Annotated in this window: 20 protein-coding genes; 9 read left to right on the forward strand and 11 right to left on the reverse strand. The window is 75.8% G+C overall.

The annotated features are described in order from the left end of the window. The first annotated feature begins 112 nt into the window (after positions 1–112). Positions 113–2,122 (forward strand): glycoside hydrolase, encoded by a 2,010-nt coding sequence (locus K7I03_RS29190; protein ID WP_221903683.1) that lies wholly within the window; start codon positions 113–115, stop codon positions 2,120–2,122. A gap of 251 nt (positions 2,123–2,373) precedes the next feature. Here the strand turns inward: K7I03_RS29190 and K7I03_RS29195 are convergent, their stop codons facing one another. The 6 genes from K7I03_RS29195 to K7I03_RS29220 all read right to left on the reverse strand — a co-directional run bounded on the left by K7I03_RS29195 (position 2,374) and on the right by K7I03_RS29220 (position 10,768). Then, positions 2,374–3,249, reverse strand: a complete 876-nt coding sequence (locus tag K7I03_RS29195; protein WP_221903684.1) for an alpha/beta fold hydrolase — start codon at positions 3,247–3,249, stop codon at positions 2,374–2,376. Between the two features lie 193 nt (positions 3,250–3,442). Next, positions 3,443–4,639 (reverse strand): carboxylate-amine ligase, encoded by a 1,197-nt coding sequence (locus K7I03_RS29200; protein ID WP_185946010.1) that lies wholly within the window; start codon positions 4,637–4,639, stop codon positions 3,443–3,445. Positions 4,640–4,839: 200 nt separating this feature from the next. Next, entirely contained in the window at positions 4,840–5,670 is an 831-nt protein-coding gene (locus tag K7I03_RS29205) for a 2OG-Fe dioxygenase family protein (protein WP_224347271.1), read from the reverse strand. Positions 5,671–5,955: 285 nt separating this feature from the next. Further along, positions 5,956–7,521 (reverse strand): ATP-dependent DNA ligase, encoded by a 1,566-nt coding sequence (locus K7I03_RS29210; protein ID WP_185946012.1) that lies wholly within the window; start codon positions 7,519–7,521, stop codon positions 5,956–5,958. Between the two features lie 42 nt (positions 7,522–7,563). Beyond that, positions 7,564–9,192: a carboxylesterase/lipase family protein gene (locus K7I03_RS29215; protein WP_224347272.1), complete on the reverse strand. Its 1,629-nt coding sequence runs from the start codon at positions 9,190–9,192 to the stop codon at positions 7,564–7,566. A 163-nt stretch (positions 9,193–9,355) separates the two neighbouring features. Beyond that, positions 9,356–10,768: an FtsW/RodA/SpoVE family cell cycle protein gene (locus K7I03_RS29220; protein WP_398858163.1), complete on the reverse strand. Its 1,413-nt coding sequence runs from the start codon at positions 10,766–10,768 to the stop codon at positions 9,356–9,358. 342 nt (positions 10,769–11,110) lie between these two features. On the opposite strand from K7I03_RS29220, the gene K7I03_RS29225 reads away from it, so the two are divergent. Together K7I03_RS29225 and K7I03_RS29230 are read left to right on the forward strand one after the other, a co-directional pair. Then, the gene (locus tag K7I03_RS29225) at positions 11,111–11,674 is read left to right on the forward strand and encodes a hypothetical protein (protein WP_185946013.1); all 564 of its coding nucleotides are present in this window, start codon (positions 11,111–11,113) and stop codon (positions 11,672–11,674) included. Positions 11,675–11,787: 113 nt separating this feature from the next. Continuing rightward, positions 11,788–12,024, forward strand: a complete 237-nt coding sequence (locus tag K7I03_RS29230; RefSeq protein ID WP_185946014.1) for a hypothetical protein — start codon at positions 11,788–11,790, stop codon at positions 12,022–12,024. Positions 12,025–12,450: 426 nt separating this feature from the next. Here the strand turns inward: K7I03_RS29230 and K7I03_RS29235 are convergent, their stop codons facing one another. Next, positions 12,451–12,888: an SPW repeat protein gene (locus K7I03_RS29235; protein ID WP_185946015.1), complete on the reverse strand. Its 438-nt coding sequence runs from the start codon at positions 12,886–12,888 to the stop codon at positions 12,451–12,453. Positions 12,889–13,113: 225 nt separating this feature from the next. Between K7I03_RS29235 and K7I03_RS29240 the strand changes: the two genes are divergently transcribed. Further along, positions 13,114–13,302: a hypothetical protein gene (locus tag K7I03_RS29240; RefSeq protein ID WP_185946016.1), complete on the forward strand. Its 189-nt coding sequence runs from the start codon at positions 13,114–13,116 to the stop codon at positions 13,300–13,302. Between the two features lie 189 nt (positions 13,303–13,491). Next, on the forward strand, positions 13,492–14,640 hold the full coding sequence (locus tag K7I03_RS29245) for a glycosyltransferase (RefSeq protein WP_185946017.1): 1,149 nt from the start codon (positions 13,492–13,494) through the stop codon (positions 14,638–14,640). Positions 14,641–15,056: 416 nt separating this feature from the next. Here K7I03_RS29245 and K7I03_RS29250 read toward each other — a convergent pair whose 3' ends face one another. The 4 genes from K7I03_RS29250 to K7I03_RS29265 are packed head-to-tail and all read right to left on the reverse strand — an operon-like array spanning position 15,057 to position 17,963. Continuing rightward, positions 15,057–15,920 carry a 5-oxoprolinase subunit C family protein gene (locus K7I03_RS29250; protein ID WP_185946018.1) on the reverse strand — a complete coding sequence of 288 codons (864 nt, stop codon included), beginning with the start codon at positions 15,918–15,920 and terminating at the stop codon, positions 15,057–15,059. Next, a complete protein-coding gene (locus K7I03_RS29255; protein WP_185946019.1) occupies positions 15,917–16,555 on the reverse strand; it encodes a 5-oxoprolinase subunit B family protein in 639 nt (212 codons plus the stop codon). Before K7I03_RS29255 ends, K7I03_RS29250 begins: the two co-directional genes overlap by 4 nt. Beyond that, positions 16,552–17,322: a LamB/YcsF family protein gene (locus K7I03_RS29260; RefSeq protein WP_185946020.1), complete on the reverse strand. Its 771-nt coding sequence runs from the start codon at positions 17,320–17,322 to the stop codon at positions 16,552–16,554. Before K7I03_RS29260 ends, K7I03_RS29255 begins: the two co-directional genes overlap by 4 nt. After that, positions 17,319–17,963, reverse strand: coding sequence for a GntR family transcriptional regulator (locus K7I03_RS29265; RefSeq protein WP_185946021.1), 645 nt, complete (start codon positions 17,961–17,963; stop codon positions 17,319–17,321). Before K7I03_RS29265 ends, K7I03_RS29260 begins: the two co-directional genes overlap by 4 nt. 252 nt (positions 17,964–18,215) lie before the next feature. On the opposite strand from K7I03_RS29265, the gene K7I03_RS29270 reads away from it, so the two are divergent. The 4 genes from K7I03_RS29270 to K7I03_RS29285 all read left to right on the forward strand — a co-directional run bounded on the left by K7I03_RS29270 (position 18,216) and on the right by K7I03_RS29285 (position 22,760). Next, positions 18,216–18,977 (forward strand): DUF969 domain-containing protein, encoded by a 762-nt coding sequence (locus tag K7I03_RS29270; protein ID WP_224347273.1) that lies wholly within the window; start codon positions 18,216–18,218, stop codon positions 18,975–18,977. After that, complete coding sequence (locus K7I03_RS29275) at positions 18,974–19,954, forward strand: DUF979 domain-containing protein (RefSeq protein ID WP_185946022.1); 981 nt, start codon at positions 18,974–18,976, stop codon at positions 19,952–19,954. The genes K7I03_RS29270 and K7I03_RS29275 overlap by 4 nt, the downstream gene beginning before the upstream one ends. Positions 19,955–20,038: 84 nt before the next feature. Beyond that, positions 20,039–21,607, forward strand: coding sequence for a hypothetical protein (locus K7I03_RS29280; protein WP_185946023.1), 1,569 nt, complete (start codon positions 20,039–20,041; stop codon positions 21,605–21,607). A gap of 256 nt (positions 21,608–21,863) precedes the next feature. Beyond that, positions 21,864–22,760 carry a hypothetical protein gene (locus K7I03_RS29285; protein WP_398858169.1) on the forward strand — a complete coding sequence of 299 codons (897 nt, stop codon included), beginning with the start codon at positions 21,864–21,866 and terminating at the stop codon, positions 22,758–22,760. Positions 22,761–22,810: the final 50 nt, after the last annotated feature.

Consider the following 22,810-nt stretch of genomic DNA (forward strand, 5'->3'; position numbering starts at 1 on the left):
ACCTTGTGTGTGTGCCACGTCCGGGCGGATCCATGTCCGGGGCGGCCGTCAGGAGGGGGCGGCGGCGGAATTGTGAGAACGCTTTCTTACGTCCGTTCACTATCAACTCCCCATGAGCATCACGACCTCACGTCACGTCGCCCGCGCCGTGGCGGTCGCCCTCGCCGCGACCCTCCCGTGCGTCTCCCTCGCCACCTCCGCCGACGCCGCCCCCGCGCCCTCCCGGGCCGCGACGGCCGGCCCCCGCGTCCACGGCGGCCTCGTCGACCTCCCCGTCCGCGGCGGTACCGCGACCGTCGACACCGCCACCCTCCGGGTGACCGCCCGCACCGCCGGCGGCGGCACCGCCGAGCTCTCCGCCCCCGCCGCGGGCGCGCTCGGCGCCCCCGGCCGCGTCACCGCCACTGCCGACGGGGCGCGCTGGGACTACCCGCGCACCGGACTCGCCGTCACCGCCCGCGCCGACCACGGCCGGCTGCTCGTCTCGGTCAAGGCCGGCGGCACCGCCGACACCACGCTGAACTGGCCGGTCACCGGCGGCGACCGGGCCGCGTCCAGCCTCCAGCTCGCCCGCGGCGAGGGGCTCTCGCTGCCCGTCGCCGACCCCTTCTGGAACTCCCCGCGCGCCGGCCTCGTGGACGGTGAGACGGCCGTGGACTCCGGCCTCTCGCTGCCGCTGTGGGGGTACGGGCTCGGGCCGGGCCGCGGCGTCGGCTACCTGGTGCCCACCGACATCGGCACCACCCTGCGCGTCACCTCCGAGGGCGGCCGGCTGCGGACCGCCGCCGCCCACCGCTTCTCGCGCGGCGCGGCCACCACCGAGTACACCGTCGCCTTCGCCCTCACCGACGGCTCCCCGGTCGCCCCCGCCCGCGAGTACCGCGCCTGGCTCGCCGAACACGGGCAGCTCGGCAGCCTCCGCCGCAAGGCACAGGCCCTGCCCGCCACCAAGAAGCTGCTGGGCGCCTTCCACGCCTACACCTGGGGCCAGGCCCGCACCGCCGACGGTGTCCGCGCGCTGCGCGCCCTCGGCGTGGACCGGATGTGGCTCGGCTACGACGCCGACGACACGCCGATGGACGCCAAGGCGGTCGCCGCCGCCAAGGAGGCGGGCTACCTCGTCGGCCCCTACGACTCGTTCGCCAACGGCCAGGACCCGAAGACCTCCGACGCCCCCACCTCCGTCTGGCCCGGCACCGTCTACCCCGACTTCTGCGTCCGGGGCGCCGACGGCAAGCCCGAGCCCGGCTTCCACGACCGCGGCTGCTACCTCAGCTCGGAGGCGTTCGAGAAGGCCGAGCCGGGCAAGCACTACCTCGCCGACCGCACCCGCGCCATGACGAAGAACGGCGCCGACAGCTACTTCCTCGACGTGGACGCGGCCGGGGAGCTGTTCCGCGACCACAGCCCGGCCCACCCGATGACCAAGGCCCGCGACCGCGCCAACCGGCTGGCCCGGATGGGACGGATCGCCGGCCACGACCGCCTCGTCCTCGGCTCCGAGTCCGCCGGCGCCTGGGCCAACGGCGTCCTCGCCTTCGACCACGGCTCCGGCACCCCGGTGGCCGACGGGCTGTGGAAGGCCGAGCGTGACAAGGAGAAGTGGGGCGGCTACACCCCCGCCAAGGCCCCCGGCATCTTCTTCAAGCCCGCCGAACTCCCCGCCGACGTCGCCAAGGCGATGTACGACCCCGCGTACCGCGTCCCCCTGTACGAGACCGCCCTGCACGACTCCCTCGTCAACACCGAGCGCTGGGAGATCCCTTACGACAAGCTCCCGAAGCAGAAGACGACGCGGGCCCTGCTCGCCATGCTCTACAACACCCCGCTCAACTTCGTCCTCGACGGCCCGTCCATCAAGGAGCGGGGCGCCGAACTCGCCGCACTGCAGAAGTACTTCTCGCCGCTGCACAAGGCGGCGGGCACGGAGGCGCTGACCGACTTCCGTACGCTCACCGGCGACCGCACGGTCCAGCGGACGGTCTTCGGCGACGGCGTCCTCACCGTGACGGCCAACTTCGGCACGGCGGCGTACCAGGGGCTGCCGGGCGGCTGTGTGGACGCCAAGCTGAAGGGCGACGCGAAGCCGCGGCGGCTCTGCCCGGCGGACGTCAACCGGTAGCGGGTACGGGCGGGGGTGCCCGGCAGCCGGGCGCCCCCGCCCGTCAGGCCGGCACCCCCGCCCGGCAGGCCGGCCGGTGCGCGTGCCGCTGTCGGGCCGGCCGGTTGGTCGGCGTCTTCCGTCGGTCCGGCCGGTGCGCGTGTCCCTGCCGGGTCGGCCGGCCCGCGTCTGCCCTCAGACCGGCCGGCGAGCGTGCCTCCGTCAGGCCGGCCGGTCCGTCTCCCGTCAGGCCGGCCGGCCCGCGTGGCCTGTCAGTTCGGCCGGCCCGCGTGTGCCGTCAGGGTCCGGAGGATCTCCCGCGCCTCCGTCCACAGGACGGCGCCGCCGATGCCCGGCACGACGTGCCGGACGGCTCCGGGGATCCGCGCGGTCAGGCCGCGGCCGAGGTCGGGGGAGTGGCCGGTGTCCTCCGCGCCGTACCAGACGTCCACCCGGACGGCGACGGACGCCAGGTCGATCCCCCAGCGCCCCATCGCGAGGACGGTGTCCCGGGCGTAGCCCGCGGCGCCCTGCCGGAAGCCCTCGTCCAGCGCCTCGCGGTACGCGGCGGCGAACCCCGCCTCCTGGTAGACGGCCAGGTCGCAGGCGGGACTGTGCGCCATGACCAGGCCCCACAGGTTCCCCGGGCCGAAGCCGGCGAAGACCCGCTCCGCTGCCTCCGGTTCGCGCACCGAGAGGTCCACGAGGGACCGGAGCTCCGGCGGCAGGGCGTCCGCGAAGCGGGGTTCCGCCACCTCGTCCGCCCCGGCGACCACGGCCAGCGCTCCGGTCACCCCGGCGGCGGCGCAGGCCAGGGCGAAGGGCGCCCCCTGGGAGTGGCCCGCCATGGCGGGCCGGCCGAGGCCCCGGCGGGCGGTGAACTCGCCGACGTCCTCGGCGAAGTCCGCGAACGTCCGCCCGGGGGCGGGGGAGGAGGCGCCCAGCCCGGGCCGGTCCAGGGCGATCAGCCGGACGCCCTCGCCCGCCACCGCCCCGGCGGCGAAGCCGAGCCGCCGGCTCGTGCCCGCGCCGGGGGAGAACAGCACCGGCGTACCGTCCGGAGGACCCCACTCCGCCCAGCCCAGCACCCTGCCGTCGGACAGCGGTTCCTCCCCGGTCCTGGCCGGGGGCGTCACCGAGATCGTCATGATCCACATCATGCACACGGCGGCGGGGGCGGGGACGCGGGGGTCGCTCGTAGGTGTTTCCGGTCCCCGGCCCGTGAGCGGGCAGGCGGCGGCAGGCGGCCCACGCGGCCCTGTGTCCGAGGACGCGGGGCGGGTCGCAGCCCCTCTGCGGGCGCCCTCTACACATGGCGGGCGGGCCCCGGGGGGAGTGGCGCTACGCGGCGGGTCCGCCCGCACCGCCCGGTGCCGGCCCGGGACCGGCGGCGTCGGGCGCGGGACCGGCGGCGTCCGGCGCGGGGCCGGAGCCCGGGGACGTCGTAGCCCTCGTCAGGTCGTCCACGACCGCGGACAGGCCCCCCGCACGGTACGCGGCACGCTGACGGTGCGCGCCCGTCCCGTGGACGGCCAGCCGGTCGAGGAAGGCGGTGACCCTTTCCAGGTCCCCCAGTTCCTCCAGTGCCGCACGGATGTGGTCCACAAGCCCCCTGGCGCGTTCGGGCGCGGGCAGCACGCGTCCGGGCACGGGGTCCAGGCCCTGTCCCGGCCAGCCGTCGCGCGCGCTGCGCCAGTAGATCCCGCGCAACAGTTCACCGCGCAGCCGCGGCCCGTTGTCGCCGTTCTCCACCAGGCGGGCGCAGGTCACCACCAGGCCGCGCACGACGGCCGCCACCGCCGCCGAGTCGGCGGGCTCGGCGGGGACGTCCATGCAGCGGACCTCCAGGGTCGGCAGGCGCGGGTGCGGCCGGACGTCCCAGAACGGGAGTTCGGCGAAGGACATCGCCCCCGCCTCGGCCATGGCCGAGGCGATGCGCCGGTAGTCGTCGAAGGACTCGACATACGGCTGCGGCCCCTGCCCCGGAAAGCGCAGGCGGATCACCGAACGCCAACTCGCGTAGCCGGTGTCCCGGCCGTCGTAGAACGGCGAGTTCGCGCTCATCTCCACCAGCATCGGCAACCACGCGCGAAGGTGATTGCCCACCAGGGCCGCCACTTCCCGGTCGGGCAGGGACACATGGACGTGCAGCGAGCAGACGGCGAAGTCGTCCATCAGCGACCGGAACAGGTCCACTCCGGCCCGATACCGGAGGTGATCGCCCACGGGCACCCTGCCGCCGCCTCCGATCACCGGTGTCCCGGACGGGCAGATCCGCAGGCCCTCCTCGGCCGCGTACGCGGCCACGCTCCGACGCAGCCGCACCACGTGCGCGTGCAGTTCGTCCATCGTGGCACACGGCGGTGTCCGCACCTCGACCTGAAAGTCCGTGAACTCGCCGGCCACCGAGTCCCCCAGGGCCCGGGCGGCCCGGTCCGCCACCCGCGGCCCGGCCGGCGCCACGGCACGGGTGTCGGCGCGCACCAGGAAATACTCCTCCTCCACCCCCACCGTCGGCACCCCGCCGCCGTCCCCCACGTCTCCCGGTGCCGGAAGCCGAGAATCCGTTCCGTGTGCCGCGCCGGTTCCGTATGCTCCGCCGTTGCCTTCCACCAGGCCAGACTCGGCTCTCCGCCCCGCCCTGTCACACCGGCCCCGCAAACGGCCTATCCGCTTCCGGCCCGGGTTCCCCGCCGGCCGTCCCCGCCGGCGGACCGCGGGAACGCAGGGCGCCGCGGTCAGCCTCGCAGCCGGGAGCCATAGACCCCCACGCCGATGAGAAGCAGGCAGCGCGCGCCGGGGCCGGGGGCGGTGCCGCGTCGCATGGGGGCGACGTAGTGGCTGACGTGGGGGTCGTAGAGGCCGTAGGACTCCAGGGGCCGGTCGAGCGTGAAGGTGGCGAGGACGTCGTCGGGCGCGATGTCGTCGGGCCGGCGGCCGGCGCACTGCGGGCGGGCGATGAGGTTCTCGCCGCCGACGATGTTCGTGCGGCTGATCAGGTGGGCGAAGACGAAGGTGTCGTCACCGTCCTGGTGGATGCGGTCGGGTGAGGCGACCGCGACGTCCTGTGCCGTGCCCGGGGCGAACTTCATCAGGTGGACCTCGAAGTACAGGGGGTTGCGCCGGTACTCCCGGCGCCACTGAGTGCGCCGCGCGTCGAAGCGCAGCACGTGCGTCAGCAGGGCGTTGTGGCGGACCTCCGGCGGGATGGCGGGCAGCGTCCGTCCGCCGCGGTGGTCGGGGTGGCGGTTCTGTACGAACTCCGCGACCGTGCCGTACTCGGCGTCGGGCTCGCCGGGGATCCAGGAGATGGTCTGGTCCCAGGGCAGGTGGACGGCACGGGAGTAGCGGCGGAACCGGTTTTCCGTGGGGGAGGCGTACGGATCGTGGGGCAGGTCGTCATACGCCCGGGTGAGCCGTGCGAGGTCCTCGCGCCACGAGCCGCCGTACGCGTCCGGTTCCAAGTCCTGCGGGCCGTAGGAGGCGTAGCCCCGCTCCTGGAGAACACGGCAGTCCTCCTCGGCCCGTGACATGCCGGGCACGGCGCGTGCGGTGCGGATGTCCGTCACTGCCTCCTCCTCACCTGCTCGGCCCCGTGCGACGGACGCCTGCCGGCCGCGTCCGCCTTCCTCACGGTGTCCCAGGCCGAGACTCTCCGCCGCGCTGGTCTACCCCGAACGGGTGACAGGAGCGGAGCCGCCGTGAGGGGCCGCTCCGTCGCGGATCACGCGGGGTGGCGCCGGACGGGTCTCGCGTTCGCCCCACCGCTCGTCCGCGCCCTCGGGAACGCGCCGGTACGGACCGCCGCCGTCGCGCCTCCCGGGCCGGGGAAGGGAAACGTCCCGATGCCGTCGTCAGGCGGGCGGCTCCCCGTCCGCGGGGCGGATACGGGCGCCCGCGTCCGACGCCAGGACCGCCTCCACCGTGTCCGCGTCCTCCGCCCGCTTGTCCTCGCGGTAGCGGACGACGCGGGCGAAGCGCAGGGCCACGCCCGCCGGGTAGCGGGTGGAGCGCTGGAGCCCGTCGTAGGCGATCTCGACGACCAGTTCCGGGCGGACCGTCACCACCCACCCGTCGTCGTGCACCGCCAGCTCGCCCAGGCGCCTCGTCTGCCACTTCAGCATCGCGTCCGTCAGGCCCTTGAACGTCTTGCCCAGCATGGCGAACGAGCCGTCCGGCCGCCGCGCCCCCAGGTGCAGGTTGGAGAGCGTGCCGGTGCGCCGGCCGTGGCCGCGCTCGGCGGCCAGGACGACCAGGTCCAGCGTGTGCACGGGCTTCACCTTCAGCCAGGAGGCGCCGCGCCGGCCCGCCGTGTACGGCGCGTCCAGGGCCTTGAGGACGACGCCCTCGTGGCCGCGCCGCAGCACCCCCGCCGCGAACTCCCGGGCCGCCGCGCGGGTTCCGGCGTCGGACGGGTCGGCGGCCACCAGCCGGCGGACTCGCAGCGGCTCGGGCACCACCCGGGCCAGCTCGGCGTGCCGGTCCGCCGTGGACAGCCCCAGCAGGTCGCGGCCGTCCACCGCGAGCGCGTCGAAGAAGACCGGCGACAGGGGCAGTCCGCCCGGCGCGGCGGACCGGGTGCCGACCCGGCCGGCGACGTCCTGGAAGGGGTGTGGCCGGCCGGCCGCGTCCAGGGCGATCACCTCGCCGTCCAGGACCACCGACGTCACCGGCAACTCGCCTGCGATGGAGGTGAGTTCGGGGAGGCGGTCGGTGATGTCGTCCAGCGTGCGGGTCCAGACGCGGACCTCGGCGCCGTCCCGGTGCACCTGGACGCGGATGCCGTCCAGCTTCTCCTCGACCGCGCACGGCCCGAGCCGGTCCAGCCCGTCGTCGACGTCCTTGGCGGTCTGCGCGAGCATCGGCTGCACCGGGCGCCCCACCCGGAGCCGGAACGCCTCCAGCGCCGCCGGGCCGTCCGCCAGCAGGGCCCGGGCCACGGTGCCCAGCGAGCCGCCGAGCATCACCGCCCGCCGCACCGCGTCCGGCGTCGCGCCCGTCGCCGCCGCCAGGCCCTCGGCGGCCAGCGCGTCCAAGGCGCCCTGCCGCAGCTCGCCGCCGATCAGCCGGAGCAGGAAACGCTGTTCCTCCTCGGTGGCCCGCGCCAGCAGGGCGTCCACCCGCCGCTTCCGTTCGGCCTGCGCCCCCTTGCCCGCCACGGCCGCGATGGCGGTAAGCGCGGCGTCCACCTCGGCGACGGTCAGCGAGGGCGCGGCGGCCGGGGCGGGCGGGTTCCGCAGGGTGCTCCAGCCGAGGCCGGTCCTGCGCTGCGGCAGCCGGCCCGCCAGGTACGGCACCACGAGCGGGCCCTCGTCCGGCTCCGCGTCCCGGAACAGCCCGGCCAGCAGCGCCACCTTCGCGGATCGCGCGCGGACCGCCGCCACCTCGGCGGACACCCGGGCGAGCTCGGCCAGCAGCATGTCCCCATCGTGCACCGGGGGCCGCCGGGCCGCAGGCCGGGGTCAGGCGCCGTGCCGCTCCCAGAACGCGCACCGGTGGACCGCCGCCGCGTCCACCGGCCGGACCCCGCCCGCCCCCGGGGCCAGCGACAGCACCCGCGGCGCCGGGCCGCCGAACCCCGGCCACTCCGGGCCAGGGACGGACGTCCGGGCGAACCGCGTCCACGCGTCCGCCATCCGCGCCGACAGCGCCCGCTGCCCGGCCGTGAACGGCACCCGGACGTCGAACAGGTACGGCAGCTCGAAGCCGTGCGCCGCCCCATACGGGACCTCGGGGACGGTGGGCAGGCCGAAGGCGTTGGGCGCCGACCGGTCGGCGAACTCGTACCCGTACACCGGCACCCACGCCGCCAGCAGCCGGTCCGCCCGCAGCGTGGTGCACGTCCACGAGCGGTCGGTGAGGACGGCGGCCCAGGCGAGGGCGGGGGTGGGGAAGGCGCGGGCCGGGTAGCGCCGCTCGACGGCGGCCGCCGCGTCCCCGAAGGAGTCGCGCAGCCGGGCCCGGTAGTCCTTCTCGTCGCGGACGGGGTACGTGGCGAAGGAGTCGGCCACGAAGTACCGCATCTCGTCGCGGTTGGTGCCCTGAACCACCGGCACCCGCCGGAAGCGGCCCGCCCGCAGGGCCCGGCCCGGCTCCTCGGGCAGCAGCCGGTTGCCGTAGGAGACGAGGGAGAACGCCCGCATCAGCTCCGGTGTCGCGAGTTTGGCGGCCGGCAGCGCCCGCAGGCAGCGCAGGGCGTCCGCCGCGCGCCCGCAGCCCAGCCGGCGCGCCGCCGCCTCGCCGGCCGCGCGGGTGTCGCGCTCCCGCGCCCAGGGGGACCACGCGGGCGCGCCCGGCACCACGGCCCCCTTCGGCATGCTCGTCAGACACGACCCGCTCTGCAGCACCGCTCTGTGGAACAGCCCGGCGGACCCCGGCGAGACGAGGTGCGCGCAGGTGCTCAGGGCGCCCGCCGACTCGCCGAAGAGGGTCACCCGCCCGGGGTCGCCGCCGAGGCGGCGGGCGTTGTCCCGGACCCAGCGCAGGGCGGCCCGCTGGTCGGCGAGGGTGAAGTCCGGCGCGCCGCCCAGCCCGGGGTGGCCGAACAGGCCGAAGACGCCCAGCCGGTACTCGACCGTCACCACCACCGCGTCCCCGCGCGTCGCCAGCCGCCCGGCCGGGTAGTCGGCGGCCGAGCCGCTGACGAAGGCGCCGCCGTGCAGCCAGACCATGACCGGCCGGCCCCGGGCCGGCGCCCGGCCGGCGGGCCGCGTGACGTCGAGCCGGAGGCAGTCCTCGGAGCCGACGGGCTTGCCGGTCCTCAGGTCCGCCTGCGCGCAGCGCGGCCCGGACGCCCCCGCGTCGCGCACGCCCCGCCACGGGCGGACGGGCACGGGGGCGCGCCAGCGCAGGTCCCCGATGGGCGGCCGGGCGTACGGGACGCCCCGGAACGTCTCGTACGCCCCGTGCGCGCGCCCCCGGAGGGCCCCCTGCGCGGTGTGGACGACGGGGTCGGCGCGGTGGGGCGCCGCGGTGGCCGGCGCGGGGGCGAGGGCGGTCGCGCAGGCGAGGAGGGCGGCGGCGAGACCGGCGCGCAGGGCGGCGCGGCGGTGGCCGGGCAGGGGACGGCCGGCGGGGAGAGGGTGGGGCATGCTGACGCTCCTTCGGTGGAGGCGGCACCCGGTCGTGCGAGCCTCGGCAGGTGCGCGGGACTCCCCGGGATACTGCCCGTTCACCGTGGACCACACGGCACGCTGACGCGCCGTCGGACGGCGCGAACGGCCGAGCGTGCCACCCCCGCCGCGCTGTCCCGGGCTACCCCGGCCGCGCCGCCTCCCGCTCCCGCCCGGCCGCGTCGCTGATCCGCAGCAGCAGCGCGATCATCAGCCAGTTGGCGACCAGGGAGGAGCCGCCCTTGGCGAGGAACGGCAGGGCCTTGCCGGTCAGCGGGATCAGCCCCATGACGCCGCCGGCCACCACGAACACCTGGAGTGCCAGCGCCGCCGCCAGCCCCACGGCCAGCAGCTTGCCGAACGGGTCGCGGGAGCGCAGCGCCGTGCTCAGCCCGCGCTGCACCAGCAGCGCGTAGACGAGCAGCACCGCCATCAGCCCGGCCAGGCCCAGCTCCTCGCCGACCGTGGTGAGGATGAAGTCGCTGCGGCCGGCGAACCCGATGAGCTCCGGATGGCCCCGGCCCAGCCCGGTCCCGGAGAGGCCGCCGCTGCCGAACGAGAACAGGGCCTGCGCGGCCTGGTCGGAGATCAGCCCCGGCGGCCGCTGCGCCTTGGGCAGGTAGATGTCGAAGGGGTGCAGCCAGGCGACGATGCGGCCTTTGACGTGCTGCTCGGTGGAGCCGACGGCGGCGGCCCCGACCACGGCCATCAGCAGCCCGCACAGCACCCAGCTGGTGCGTTCGGTGGCCGCGTAGAGCATCACCACGAACAGCCCGAAGAAGATCAGCGAGGTGCCGAGGTCCCGTTCGAGCACCAGGACCAGCAGGCTCAGCACCCACACCGCGAGGATCGGCGCGAGCTGCCGGCCGGGCGGCAGGCGGAAGCCGAGGACCTTGCGGCCGGTCAGCGCGAGGGCGTCGCGGTGGGCGACCAGATAGCCCGCGAAGAAGATCGCGATCATGGTCTTCACGAACTCGCCGGGCTGGAACGACAGCGGCCCCAGGAAGATCCACCGCTTGGCGCCGTAGGTGTCGCCGGGGAACGCGGCCGGCGCCATCAGCAGCACCAGCGCCACGACCATGGTCAGGTAGATGTACCGCTGGAGCCACCGGTGGTCCCGCAGCACCACGAGGACGCCGACGCAGACGGCGACGCCGATGACCGTCCAGAGCAGCTGGCCGGGGGCGGTGCCGGGGGAGTGGTAGCGGGCCGCGTAGGCGTGGTCGAGCCGGAACAGCAGCACCAGGCCGAGGCCGGACAGCAGGGTGGCCAGCGGCAGGATCAGCGGGTCCGCGTGGCGGGCCCAGCGGCGCAGCACCAGGTGCGGCACCAGGGCCAGGCAGACCATCGCGCCGGCGAAGCCCGGCAGGCCGTCCGGAACGCTTCCGGTGGTGGCCAGCCCCGCGTAGAGGTAGCCGAGGACGCTGACCGCGACGGCGAGGCAGAGCAGCACCGCCTCGTACCGGCGCCGCCGTCCGCGCACGGCCGACGCCGCGGCGGGCACCTCGCCGCCGCCGTCCGCCACGCGTACCGGTTCCACGCTCACACCCGTCATGATGATCGGCCCCGGTCGCGGGAAACGCGGGAGGGCGCACGGTTCCTTCGCAATCCGGTGACTCCCGTCCCATCCTCGACATTCGTTATGTGCACGCCACCAGCGTCACATATCCGACAAGGAGGACTGCTCTCCGGCGCTCCGTGGTAGCCCTGCGTCATGATCGGGTCGCCCAGGGTGGCTCAGGCTCGGGGGTCCGTCCCCGGGGCGGGCTTTCGCTCCGCCGGCGTAACCGGCCCGGCGCGGCACTGGTTGACCCCTCGGCGGCACGCGGTCCCGCGGGCCGCCGCCCCACCCCGGGCCCGCACGGCGGGCCCCTCGTGACAGGACGGAGAGTGGTTCATGAGCAAGCGCCAGAAGGGCCGCAGGCACCGCCGGGTCAACCGGACACCGCGGCCGGTCGGCGGCGGCTCGTCGCGCCCGAAGGCCCGCTGGGGGGCTCGGCAGGAGGGCAGGGCGGAGAGCCGGCAGGAGGGCGGGGTGGAGGCGCGGGCGGACGCGCGGGTGGAGGCTCGCGGGGAGGGCCGGGTGGAGGCTCAGGCTGAGGCTCGCGGGGTAGGCGGGGCGGACGCGCGGGTGGAGGCTCTGGTGGAGCCCCGGTCCGAGGCCGGGGCGGGGGCTCCGGCCGCTGCCGGTGCGGACGTCCCGTCACCCGCGGGCCCGCGCGCCCGCCCGGCGGCCGTCCCCGGGCTGGGCCGGCACGAGGCGCGCACCTGGGACGGGCTGCGCTCCCGCGGCGCGGACGGCGCGTCCGTCGACGACCTCTGCGCGTCCGTCGGCTACCAGCCGCGCACCATCCTCAAGCACGTCGCCGGACTGGCCGGCCACGGCCTGGCGGAGCGGCGCGGCGACCGCTGGTACGCGCGGACGGGCGAGGAGGCCCTGGCCGGGGCGCAGGGCGGCTGAGCCGGACCGCCGGGGTCGTCGACGGGGTCGCCCGCCGGGGATTCGTTCATCCGCCCGGGTGAATACCCGTGAACCCATGCGGTACCGAAGTCTGATGATCTACTGTCGCCCGCATGCCCGACATGGATGAGATCATCGGACGGATCCGCCGTGACATGGACACACAGCTGCGCAAGCGCGCGCGGCGGGCGCTCGGCGAGGGGGCGGACCGGGCCGGCTGGTCCGCGGAGACCGGCCCGCCCCCGCCGGGCGCGGCCGCGCCCCTGGCAGCCGGGGGAGCGGAAGCGGGGGCCCGGGGAGGGCCCGTCCTGAGTGAGGGTGCCGGGCCCGCGGAGGTGCTGACGCGCTGACCCTGCGCGCGGCGCGGCGGGCGCCCGCCGCCGCTCGCCGGCGGACGGGCGTCGTACGGGCCTGGGGCTGATGTACGCCGTACGGGCCCGGGTGGGCCGGGCGTCGCGCGGGACAGGCGTCGTAGGGGCCCGGGCCGGCGGGACGTCGTGCGGCCTGGGCGGGCGTACGTCGTGCGGGGCCGGGCGTCGCGCGGGTCCGCGGGGGAAGGGCGTCGTATGGGCCCGGGCCGGCGGACGTCGTGCGAGCCCGCGCGGGACAGACGCGTACGGGCCCGCGTGGCCGTCTCTCGTGCACGGTCACGCGGGCCCGGTCGTCCCGCCCGCGCCGCCGCGGGCGGGTGTCGGACCGTCAACGCCGGGCCAGCACCTTGGTGTTAAGCGGCGCGATCGCCCGGCGCGGCCGGTCGGCGGCGGCGTCAGCGCCGGTCAGCGTCGGGCGCGGGCCCGGCTCACGCCCATGCCCGCGAGGGCGAGGGCGACCACGCAGCAGACGGCACCCACGATGACGTTGCTGACGTTGGCGCCGGTCGTGAACGCGTGCCCGGACACGACCCAGGGCGAGATGATCGTCCAGGCGCCGATGGCCAGGGCGGCCCAGCTCATGCCGTGGGTGCGTTCGTAGGCGGATCCGAAGCCGCCGACCAGGAGGGCGAAGGCGACACCAGTGATCAGGTTGTTGGCGGTCAGGGTGGAGAAGCCGTTGAAGCCGACGATCCAGGGTGAGGCGGCCAGGTAGACGCCGCACAGCAGGGCGAGGGCCTCCACGGCCTGGGCGGCGGGCATCGCCGTCGTCTCCTCGGAGTGGGCGCGGAGCGCCATGATGTCCGGGTGCTGGTCGATCCGGGGTGACGTATGGGCGGTCACGTCAGCCACCTTCCTTCCCAAACGAGGATTCGGACCTTCTTGTAGTTTAACCGGATTGTGTGCAACTTCACCCGAAAAGGGTTGTGTGTCGGGGAAGTGGTCAATGGTCCGTTCCGGTGACGGGAACCCGCCCGCGCGTACCGGACGCGTGTACGGGGAAGGCATTGCCTTCCGGGGCCGGTGCCCCCGGCCCATCGCACGGCACCTCAGGGGGAGGTACCACCCATGGACAACCCCACAGGGCAGGAAGAGCGGGTCCAGCCGCGCATACCGGTCCTCGACACGGTCCTCGACACGCCGACGGGCCCCGCGCCCACCGGCCCGCCCGCCCGGCGCGCCGCACCGCGCGGCGAGTACGACGCGACGGGCGACGAGGAGGATCCCGAGCCGCACATCATCCGCGGCACGGACTGACGACCACCGGCGGACCCGGCCACGGGCCCGCCGGCGCGGGCGAACCCGTCCGCACCCGTCCGCACCCGTCCGCACTCGTCACTTCCGCCCGCACCCCCCCCACTCCGCGAGGACAACGCTCACGGGACGTTCCCCGTCAGGAAAGATCCCCGTGACCCGCGGCACGCCCCGGCCACCGACAACAGCGGTATGCGCGTCGCCATCGTCACCGCGTCGTTCCCCCCGGACGTCAACGGCATCGCCCACCAGACCTGGGAGACCGCCCGGCAGCTGGCGCTCAGCGGCCACGAGCCGCTGGTCGTCGCCCCCGCCCGGCCGTCCGCCGGGTGCACGGGCGAGACGCCCGATTCCCTCGACGGATGCCGCGCGCCCGTGGTCCGCCTGCCCACGCTGCCGCTGCCGGGACACCCCGCCCGGCGCCCCCCGCTGCCCGGCGGACGACTGGCCCGGGCGCTCGCCGCCCACCGGCCCCACGTCGTCCATTTGGCCGCGGCGGGCCGGCTCGGCGCGCGCGGCCTCGCGGCGGCCGTCCGGCTCGGCGTCCCCGCGGTCACCGTCCACCTGGCCGACGCCCCCGGCCGGCGCGCACTCCGGCCCGCCGCCGCCGAAGCCGCCGCCTGGCGGCGCGCCCGCGCCCTGTACCACGCCGCCGACCGCACCCTCGCGCCCTCGGCGGAAGCCGTCCGCGCCCTGGCCGGCCACGGCGTGCCCGGCGCACTCCTCTGGCCGCCCGGCGTCGACACCGAGCGCTTCCACCCCGACCGCCGCGACCTCGAACTGCGCCACGCGCTGGCGCCCGGCGGGGAGTTGCTCGTCGGCTACGCCGGCCGGCTCGTGCCCGCCAAGCGGCTGGACCTGCTGGCCCCGGTCAGCGCGCTGCCCGGGGTACGGCTGGTGGTGGCCGGCGACGGGCCGTCCGCCGCCGCCCTGCGGACGGCCCTGCCCCGCGCCCGTTTCCTCGGCTGCCGCCGGGGCGGTGACCTGGCCCGGATCCTGGCCTCCCTCGACGTCTTCGTGCACCCCGGACGCGGGGAGACGTTCTGCCACACCGTCCACGAGGCGCTGGCCAGCGGCGTCCCCGTCGTCGCGCCCGCCGCCGGCAGCCCGCTGGACCTCGTCCGGCACGCCCGTACCGGACTCCTCGTCCGCCCCGACGATGCCCTCGCCCTGGTCGAAGCGGTCGTGACGCTGCAGACCCGGCGTCGTCAGCGCGCCGACTACGGTCTTGCCGCGCGGGCCTCCGTTCTTGCCCGGACCTGGCCGGTCGCCGTCGGTGAACTCCTCGGGCACTACGGGGAGGTGGTGGGGCGGGGGGCTTGGGTGCGGGCGGGTGGGTGAGGCGGCCGTCGTCGCGGCTCCGGTTCGATGGGCGGCCGGCCGCGTCCGGTGCTCCGGTCCGTCCGGGAGCGGCGGGGAGCTGCTTCCCGGCTCCGCCGCTCCTTGCGTGCGGGGCGCGAGGGGGCATGCGGGGCGGTTACGGGGGGTGTCGTGCCCCGGCCCCTCCCCCAGAGGGGCACCCCCATTCACCGTTTCTTCCGGGGCTGCGCCCCGGGCCCCGGAGCCGCGCTCCGCGCGGTTGTCCTCGAACGCCGGACGGGCTGGATCGGTCTCGCGCTGCCTTCCATAGCGCGCGAGGTCCCCGCATCGCGGCTGCGCCGCGAGGTCCTCAGACGCCGGACGGGCTGGCCGCGACCGTGCTCCGCGCGGTGTCCTCAAGCGCCGGACCGGCTGGGTTCACCGCCGCCGAAGCCGGGTCACACTCGCGTCACCGTGAAGCGGACCCGCGTGCCCGGTACCGCCTGGGCCGCCGCCGTCAGGGCGGGTTCGGGGACGACGCCGATGACCGGGTAGCCGCCCGTCGTCGGGTGGTCGGTGAGGAAGACGACCGGGCGGCCGTCCGGGGGGACCTGGACGGCGCCCAGGACCATGCCCTCGGAGGGGAGTTCGCCGGGGACGGAGCGTTCCAGGGCGGGGCCCTCGGTGCGCAGGCCGATGCGGTTGCTCGCGGGGGAGACCCGGTAGGCGCCGTGGGCCAGGGCGTCCAGGGCCGTCGGGGCGAACCAGTCGGCGCGCGGGCCGGGGACGAGGGGCAGGACCAGCGCGTCGGCGGGGGGCGCCGGGCAGGGCGCCGCGTCCACGGCGGCGGGCGGGCCGCAGGGGGCGCCGAGCGGGAGCACCGCGCCCTCCGTCAGCGGCTCGGGGCCGAGGCCGGAGAGCAGGTCGCGGGAGCGGCTGCCCAGGACCGGGGGGACGTCCACGCCGCCGGCGAAGGCGAGGTAGGAGCGCAGGCCGGCGCACGCCCGGCCCACCTCGACGACCGTGCCCGCCGGGACCCGTACCGGGGCGCCCCAGGCGACCGGCCGGCCGTCCGCCCGTACCGCGCACGGCGCTCCGGTGACCGCGAACGTGACGGCCGCGTCGACGCGCACGGCGCAGCCGTCGACCGTCGTCTCCAGCGTCGCGTACGTCTCGGGGTTGCCGACGAGCCGGCCGGCGAGCCGGTGGGCGGCGGTGTCGAGGGCTCCGGAGCGGGGGACTCCGAGGTGGGCGTGGCCCGGCCGGCCGAGGTCCTGGACGGTGGTCAGCGCCCCGGGGCGGACGACCGTGAGGGCGGTCATCGGAGCACCTCGAAGCGGACCCGGGTGCCGGGGGCGAGCAGCGCGGCCGGTTCGCGGGCCGCGTCCCACATCACCGCGTCCGTCCGGCCGACGAGCAGCCAGCCGCCGGGGGAGGAGCGCGGGTAGACGCCGGTGTACGGGCCGGCCAGCGCGACCGAGCCGGCGGGGACGGCGGTGCGCGGGGTGGCCCGGCGTGGCACGTGCAACTCCGGTGGCAGGCCGGTCAGATAGCCGAATCCGGGGGCGAAGCCGCAGAAGGCGACGCGGAAGTCGAGGGCGGAGTGGACGCGTGGCACCTCCGACTCCGGGACGTTCCAGAGGGCGGCCACTTCGGCGAGGTCCTCGCCGTCGTACCGCACCGGGATCACGACGGGCTCGCCCTCGGCGGGCGGCAGCGGCGGCACGGTCCAGCGGGCGAGGTCGGCGGCGAGGGCACCCGGGTCGTCCAGGCCGTCGAGCAGGACCGTGCGCGCGGCGGGGACGATCTCGGTGACCGGCGGCAGGGTCCCGGCCGCGCGGCGGCGCAGGAGTTCGGCGTGCAGGGCCTGAGCGGCGGCGGTGTCGGCGACCTCGACGAGCAGCGCGTGCCGCCCGACGCGCAGGGGACGCGGCGCGTCATCCCGGAGCGTGCTCACGCGAACGCCTCCAGCCGGACGCCCGCGGCCTCCAGCGCCGCCCGCACTCTGCGGGCCAGCGCCGCCGCGCCGGGCGTGTCGCCGTGCAGGCAGAGCGAGCGGGCCCGGACGGCGACCTCCTCGCCGGTGAGCGCGGTGACGGCGGCGTCCCGGGCCAGCCGGACGGACCGGGCGACGACGGCCTCCTCGTCGGTGACGACCGCGCCCTGCTCCCGGCGCGGGACGAGCGTGCCGGCGGCGGTGTACGCGCGGTCGGCGAACGCCTCGGTGACGGCGGGGAGTCCGGCCTCCTCCGCCGCCGCGAGCAGCCGGGACCCGGGCAGACCGAGGACGGGCAGCCGCCCGCCGGCCCGCAGGACGCCCGCCACCACGGCGGCCGCCTGGTCCGCGTCGGTGACCGCGCGGTTGTAGAGGGCGCCGTGCGGTTTCACATAGGCGACGTCGCCGCCGGCCGCGCGGGCGAACACCCGCAGCGCGCCGACCTGATAGGTGATCTCGTCGGCGAGCTCGTCCGGCGGTACGTCCATGGCGCGGCGGCCGAAGCCGGCCAGGTCCCGGTACGAGACCTGGGCCCCGATCCGGACGCCGCGGGCGACGGCCTGTTCGCAGACGCGCCGCATGGTGGAGGGGTCGCCGGCGTGGAAGCCGCAGGCGACGTTGGCGCTGGTGACGACGGAGAGCAGGGCGTCGTCGTCGGTCAGGTGCCAGCGGCCGAAGCCCTCGCCGAGGTCGGCGTTGAGGTCGAGAGGAAGGGCCGGGTGCGTCATGCGCGGTTCTCCAGCATCGTGTCGACGATGAGCTGCCGGGCGTCGTCCAGATAGGCGGTCAGTTCGGCTTCGGCGCGGTCCGGCCGTCCCTGGGCCAGGAACCGCTCGATGGTGCGGTTGCGGATCAGGAACGGCTGGTGGAAGCCCCGCGGCGACGGCATCGCGTGGAAGGCGAGCCGGAGTTCGGCGAGCAGCCGGTCCATCGTGGTGTCGATCCGCGGGCTGCCGCTGAGTCCGGCCAGGGCGCGGTGGAAGCGCAGGTCGGCGGAGGCGACCGCGGGCCAGTCGCCGTCGTCGGCCGCCCACTCGGCCTCCGCCACGGCGGCCGTGACGGCCTCGCGCAGCGCGCGCGGGGCCTCGCCGGCGGCGCGTACTCCGGCGAGTTCCAGGGCGGCGCGCAGCCGGTAGATGTCGGCCACGTCCGCCGGGCCGGGGGAGCGGACGAACACCCCCCGGTTCAGCTGGTGTTCGACGAGGTTGTCGTGGACGAGGAGGCGGAACGCCTCGCGCAGGGTGTTGCGCGAGACGCCCAGGTCCTGGCCGAGGGCCTCTTCCGAGAGCTGGGTGCCGGGCGGCAGGACGCCGCCCTCGATGCGGTCGCGGAGCACGGTGGAGACGCGCTGCGCGGTGGAACGGGCCATGACTTCTCCCGGGGAGAGGGTGACCGGCGTGTGCTCGTGGGAGGGGAGCGGCGCGGCCCGGTGAGGAAAGTGCGGAGGCCGCGCGAGAACCCTTGAGGATTGTTGAACAACATCTTAGCCTCCTCGGCAAGTCGGTTCACGCTTTCTCCCGTTGAGCTCCCCTCGGACCCTCGGACGGGGACCGGCGGGGCTCGACCCCTGCGAAACGACATCCGCGCGGCAGACGCGCGCAGCGAACGGAAGGCGGGGCCCATGCTCGTACTCCTGGGCGTCCTCGTGGTCGTGGCCGGATTCGCCACCCGGCGCAACCCTCTGCTGGTGGTCGGCGTCGCCGGCATCGTCACCGGCCTGCTCGGCCACCTCTCGCCGCGCGAGGTGCTGGCGGCCTTCGGCACCGGCTTCGCCTCCAGCCGGGGCGTCACGATCTTCGCGGTGACCCTGCCGGTCATCGGACTCCTGGAACGCCACGGCCTGCAGATCCAGGCCCGCCGGCTGATCGCCCGCTTCGCCGGGCTCACCACCGGCCGCTTCCTCGCGCTCTACCTGCTGCTCCGCCAGCTCACCGCCGCGATCGGCCTGGCCGGCGCCTTCGGGCACGCGCAGACCGTGCTCCCGCTGGCCGCGCCGATGGCCGAAGGGGCCGCCGAGCGCCGGCAGGGCGGGCCGCTGCCCGCGAAAGTCCGGGAGCGGATACGGTCCTTCGCCGCGAGCGCCGACAACGTCGGCTTCTTCTTCGGCGAGGACGTCTTCCTGGCCGTCGGGTCGATCCTGCTCATCACCGGCTTCGTCAACACGACGTACCACACCCGGCTGGAGCCGCTGGACCTCGCGCTCTGGGCGATCCCGACGGCCGTCTGCGCCCTGGCCGTGCACGGCTGGCGGCTGCTGCGGCTGGACCGGACGCTGCTCGTGGCCCCGGCCCCGGCCCCGGCCGTCGCCGACGCGCCGCCGCCGGACCGCTCCGGGGCCCGCCCCGGGACCCGTCCCGGCGCCACCCGGGAGGCCGGACGATGATCAAGACGGAATGGTTCTTCTGGCTCGTCGGCGGCCTGTTCCTGCTGATGGCCGCCCAGATGCTCGGCGACCCCACCAACCCCAAGCGCCGAGGCAGCGCCGCCTTCTGGGGCCTGCTCGGCCTCGGGTTCGTCTACGCGACCTGGGTGGCGGACGGCAGCGCGCCCCCCGAACCGCTCGGCGCCGCCGTCCTCGTCATGATCTGCCTGGCGGGCTTCGGCCGGACCGGCCGGGGCGTCCGGTCCGCCGAAGAGGCCGAAGCGGAGGCCGCGCGGCGCCGGAAGAGCGCCGACCGGTTCGGCGGGTGGCTGTTCCTCCCCGCCCTGACCATCCCGGCCGTCGCCCTGGTGTGCGCCGTCGGCCTCAAGAAGGTGCACTGGGACGGCCGGCCGCTGCTCCAGAAGGGCAGCGAGACCATCCTCGGGCTCGGCATCGGCGCCGTCGTCGCGCTCGTCGTCGGCATGGTCCTGGTCCGCGAGCGGCGGCCCGCCGAGCCGGTGGCCGCCGGGCGTTCGATGCTCGAATCGATGGGTTCGGCGCTGCTGCTGCCGCAGCTGCTCGCCACCCTCGGCGCGATCTTCTCCGTCGCCGGGGTCGGCGAACAGGTCCGCCGCATCACCACGGCGGTGCTTCCCGAGGGCTCCGTGCTGCTCGCGGTCGTCGTCTACTGCGCGGGGATGTTCCTCTTCACCGTCGTCATGGGCAACGGCTTCGCCGCGTTCCCGGTGATGACCGCCGCCGTCGGCTGGCCGGTCCTCGTCGAGCAGGCGCACGGGAACGCCCCGGCCGTGCTCGCCGTCGGGATGCTGGCCGGCTTCTGCGGCACCCTCGTGACGCCGATGGCCGCCAACTACAACCTGGTGCCGGCGGCCCTGCTCGAACTGACGGACCAGTACGGCCCCATCAAGGCCCAACTGCCCACGGCATTCATCCTGCTCGGGTGCAATATGACCATCATGTACCTATTCGCGGTGTGAAGGAGGCGGGGGCCCGGCCGCGCACGGGCCCCTACCCCCGTGCCGTTTCGCCCGATGTCAGACCGACCGCCTACGCTGTGCGACGTGACTTCTCCAGCCCCGGCGGCCGTTCCGCCCCAGCTCAACGGGCCCGCGCCCACCCGAGCACCCGGCCCTGCCCGAGCCGGGGGCCCCGTCGCCCCGGGCCCGGCCGCCGACGAGGGGCTGGCCCGCCGCCTGCGCGCGCTCGCCTGCACGGCGCCGCTGCACGACCTCGACGTCCGCAAGGCCAACCTCGTGGGCGAGTACGGCGTCTACGCGATGGCCGAGGTGGCCCTGGCCGCCATCGACCTCGTCACCCTCACCATGGACTTCGACACCGGCGCCGACCACGAGCAGATAGTGGCCCGGCTGCTGCCGCGCGTCGCCGCCCAGGCGCCCGAGCGCCCTACGGCCGAGCACGAGCGCGTCGCCCGGTGGGTCCTGGAGAACCTCGTCAACGTCGGTAGCGTCGACCGCGGCTTCCGCGCCGTCTACGGCACGTTCGGCACGGACGGCGCCTACGTGCGCCGCGACTACGACTTCAAGCTGATCGAGGAGGTCCCGGGCCCCGGCGGCACGGTCTTCCTGCGCACCACCGACGAGGCCGTCAACGTCCTCGTCGGCGCCCTCGACACGGACGTCACCAGCGCGCAGATCGCCGCCGAGGTCAAGCTGGAGGTGCTCGTCAGCCGGGGCCGGCTCGCCGACGCCCAGCTCGCCGCCGAACAGGCCCGCTACCGCACCGTCCAGTACGCCGAGACGCTCCGCAAGACCCTCGACGCCACCCGGCGCAACGTCCGCGCGGTGGACTGGCTGCGGACCGTCCCGGACATGATCGACGAGGCTCTGGAGCACGTCGCCGAGCGCTACCGGCATGAGAACGCGATCCTCACCAACATCCGCAAGGTCCGCGACGAGGCGTCCACCGGCGTCGACCCCGAGCACAAGCGGCGCGCCGCCGAGCTCGTCGACATCGTCAAGGACTGCATCCGCCGCCACACCCAGCTCCAGTCACGGCTGCTGGAGGCCGGCCCGCTGTTCCGCGCCGAGCAGGACCGGCAGGCGTTCGCCACCCCGTCCGCCGGCGCCGGCCTCGACCTCTACGGACAGCTCCTCGCCCCCCTCCTGCCGCTCCCGCTCGAACAGGCGGGGCGCGTCACCGACGCCTTCTTCACCCGCGGCACGGGCCTGCGCACCCCGGCGTCCGTCCGCGTCGGCGACCTCGTCGACCTGCTGCTGACGCCGCCCGCGGAGCGGGAGCATCTCGGCGCGGAGATGCCGGAGCCGGATCTGATCGCGACGCCTGATGACAGCCGCTTCAGTGAGGAGCAGCTGGCTCAGGCCATGGAGTTGCTGACGTTGCCGCCGGATGCGCCGCGGCGGCTGTCCGGGCTCCTCGAGGACGCGCGCCGGCGCGACCGCGAACTGCCGTACCTCGTCGCACTGCTGGCCGTCCATGCGGCCAGCCCCGCTGTCGGTACGGCCTATCGGCAGGGCGAGCGGTCGCTGCTGTTCGCCGTGGACGACGGGACGGTGCTGGACGATCCGGAGTTCGGCGGGGCGGATTTGATTGTGGGGACGGCGTTGCTCGACGCGGCCGGGATGGCGGCGGATCGGTCGGAGGCGTCGTGAGTGTGCCCCAGGCCCTCCCTTTCACCGTTTCCTGGGGCTCCGCCCCAGACCCCGTTATCGCGGCTTCGCCGCTCGTCCTCAAGCGTCGGACAGGCTGGATTCGGCCTGAGCCCGCACTTCAGCCCGTCCGGCGTTTGAGGACAACCGCGCGGAGCGCGGTTTCAGGGGGTCTGGGGCTTGCCCCAGGAATCGGCGAAGGGGTGGGACCGGGGCACCCCTCCCCCAAGACCAGCCACAACGCACAGGAGCACCGACCGTGACCGACTACGAACCCGACGAGACGGCGTACCCGGAAGCGCCCGCCGCGGAGCCGGAGCGCCCGGTCAACGCGCCGTTGACCCCCGCCGACGCCGCCGACGCCGCGAGGCTTGTCGCGTTCGGGCTCCAGCCCAAGCTCCAGCCCGCCCGCGACGCGGACTACGCCGAACTCCTGCGCCGCCACCGCGACGACCCCGCCTTCGCCCGGCTGGCCGACGCCATCGCCGCCGGGCTGGGGCTGGTGGTGCTTGAGGTGTCGACGCGGGCCGGTATGGCCGTGACCGCCGCCGAGGACTCGGTCTTCGCCGTCCGGATAAGCGACTACGCCCGCCGGGCCACCGCCGACTCCGGCGACCGCTTCCTGCACGGCCTCGCCCACCTCGCCGTCGCCGCGATGGCGTTCCCCCGCCCCGAGGACCTGGCCGACGACGGATACATCGGCCGGATCACCGTCAACGGCGTCGACGCGTTCGTCCGGCAGGCGTGCCGCCGGCTGGAGGAGCGGGCGGCGGAGACCGGGGAGAACACCGACCCCGTCACCGAGGCCCCCGGCCTGGAGGCCGCCTGGCGGGTCTACGCGCGGCGCAGCGCCACCGGCGCCACCAAGGACGCCCGCCGCCTGGCCGGTTCCACCACGGGCATCATCGCCAAGGCCGTCGCGTTCCTCGTCGATTCCGGCTTCCTCCAGCGCACCGGCGACGACGCCGGCGGCGCCTACCGCACCACGCCGCGCTACCAGCTCCAGGTCCGCGACATGGCCGGCAGCGCCGCCATGGCCGAGCTGCTGGAGCTGGGCGTCGTACCGGTCGGCGACGGCACCGCCACGCTGCTGCCGCCGGACGACGCCGAGGACCTGGACTTGGTCGCCGACGCCGGCCTGCCGTTCCACTCCTGACCGTTCCCGCCCACCGATCCGCCGATCTGCGACGAAGACAAACGAGAGTC

This window comes from Streptomyces mobaraensis, from assembly GCF_020099395.1.
Lineage (GTDB): Bacteria > Actinomycetota > Actinomycetes > Streptomycetales > Streptomycetaceae > Streptomyces.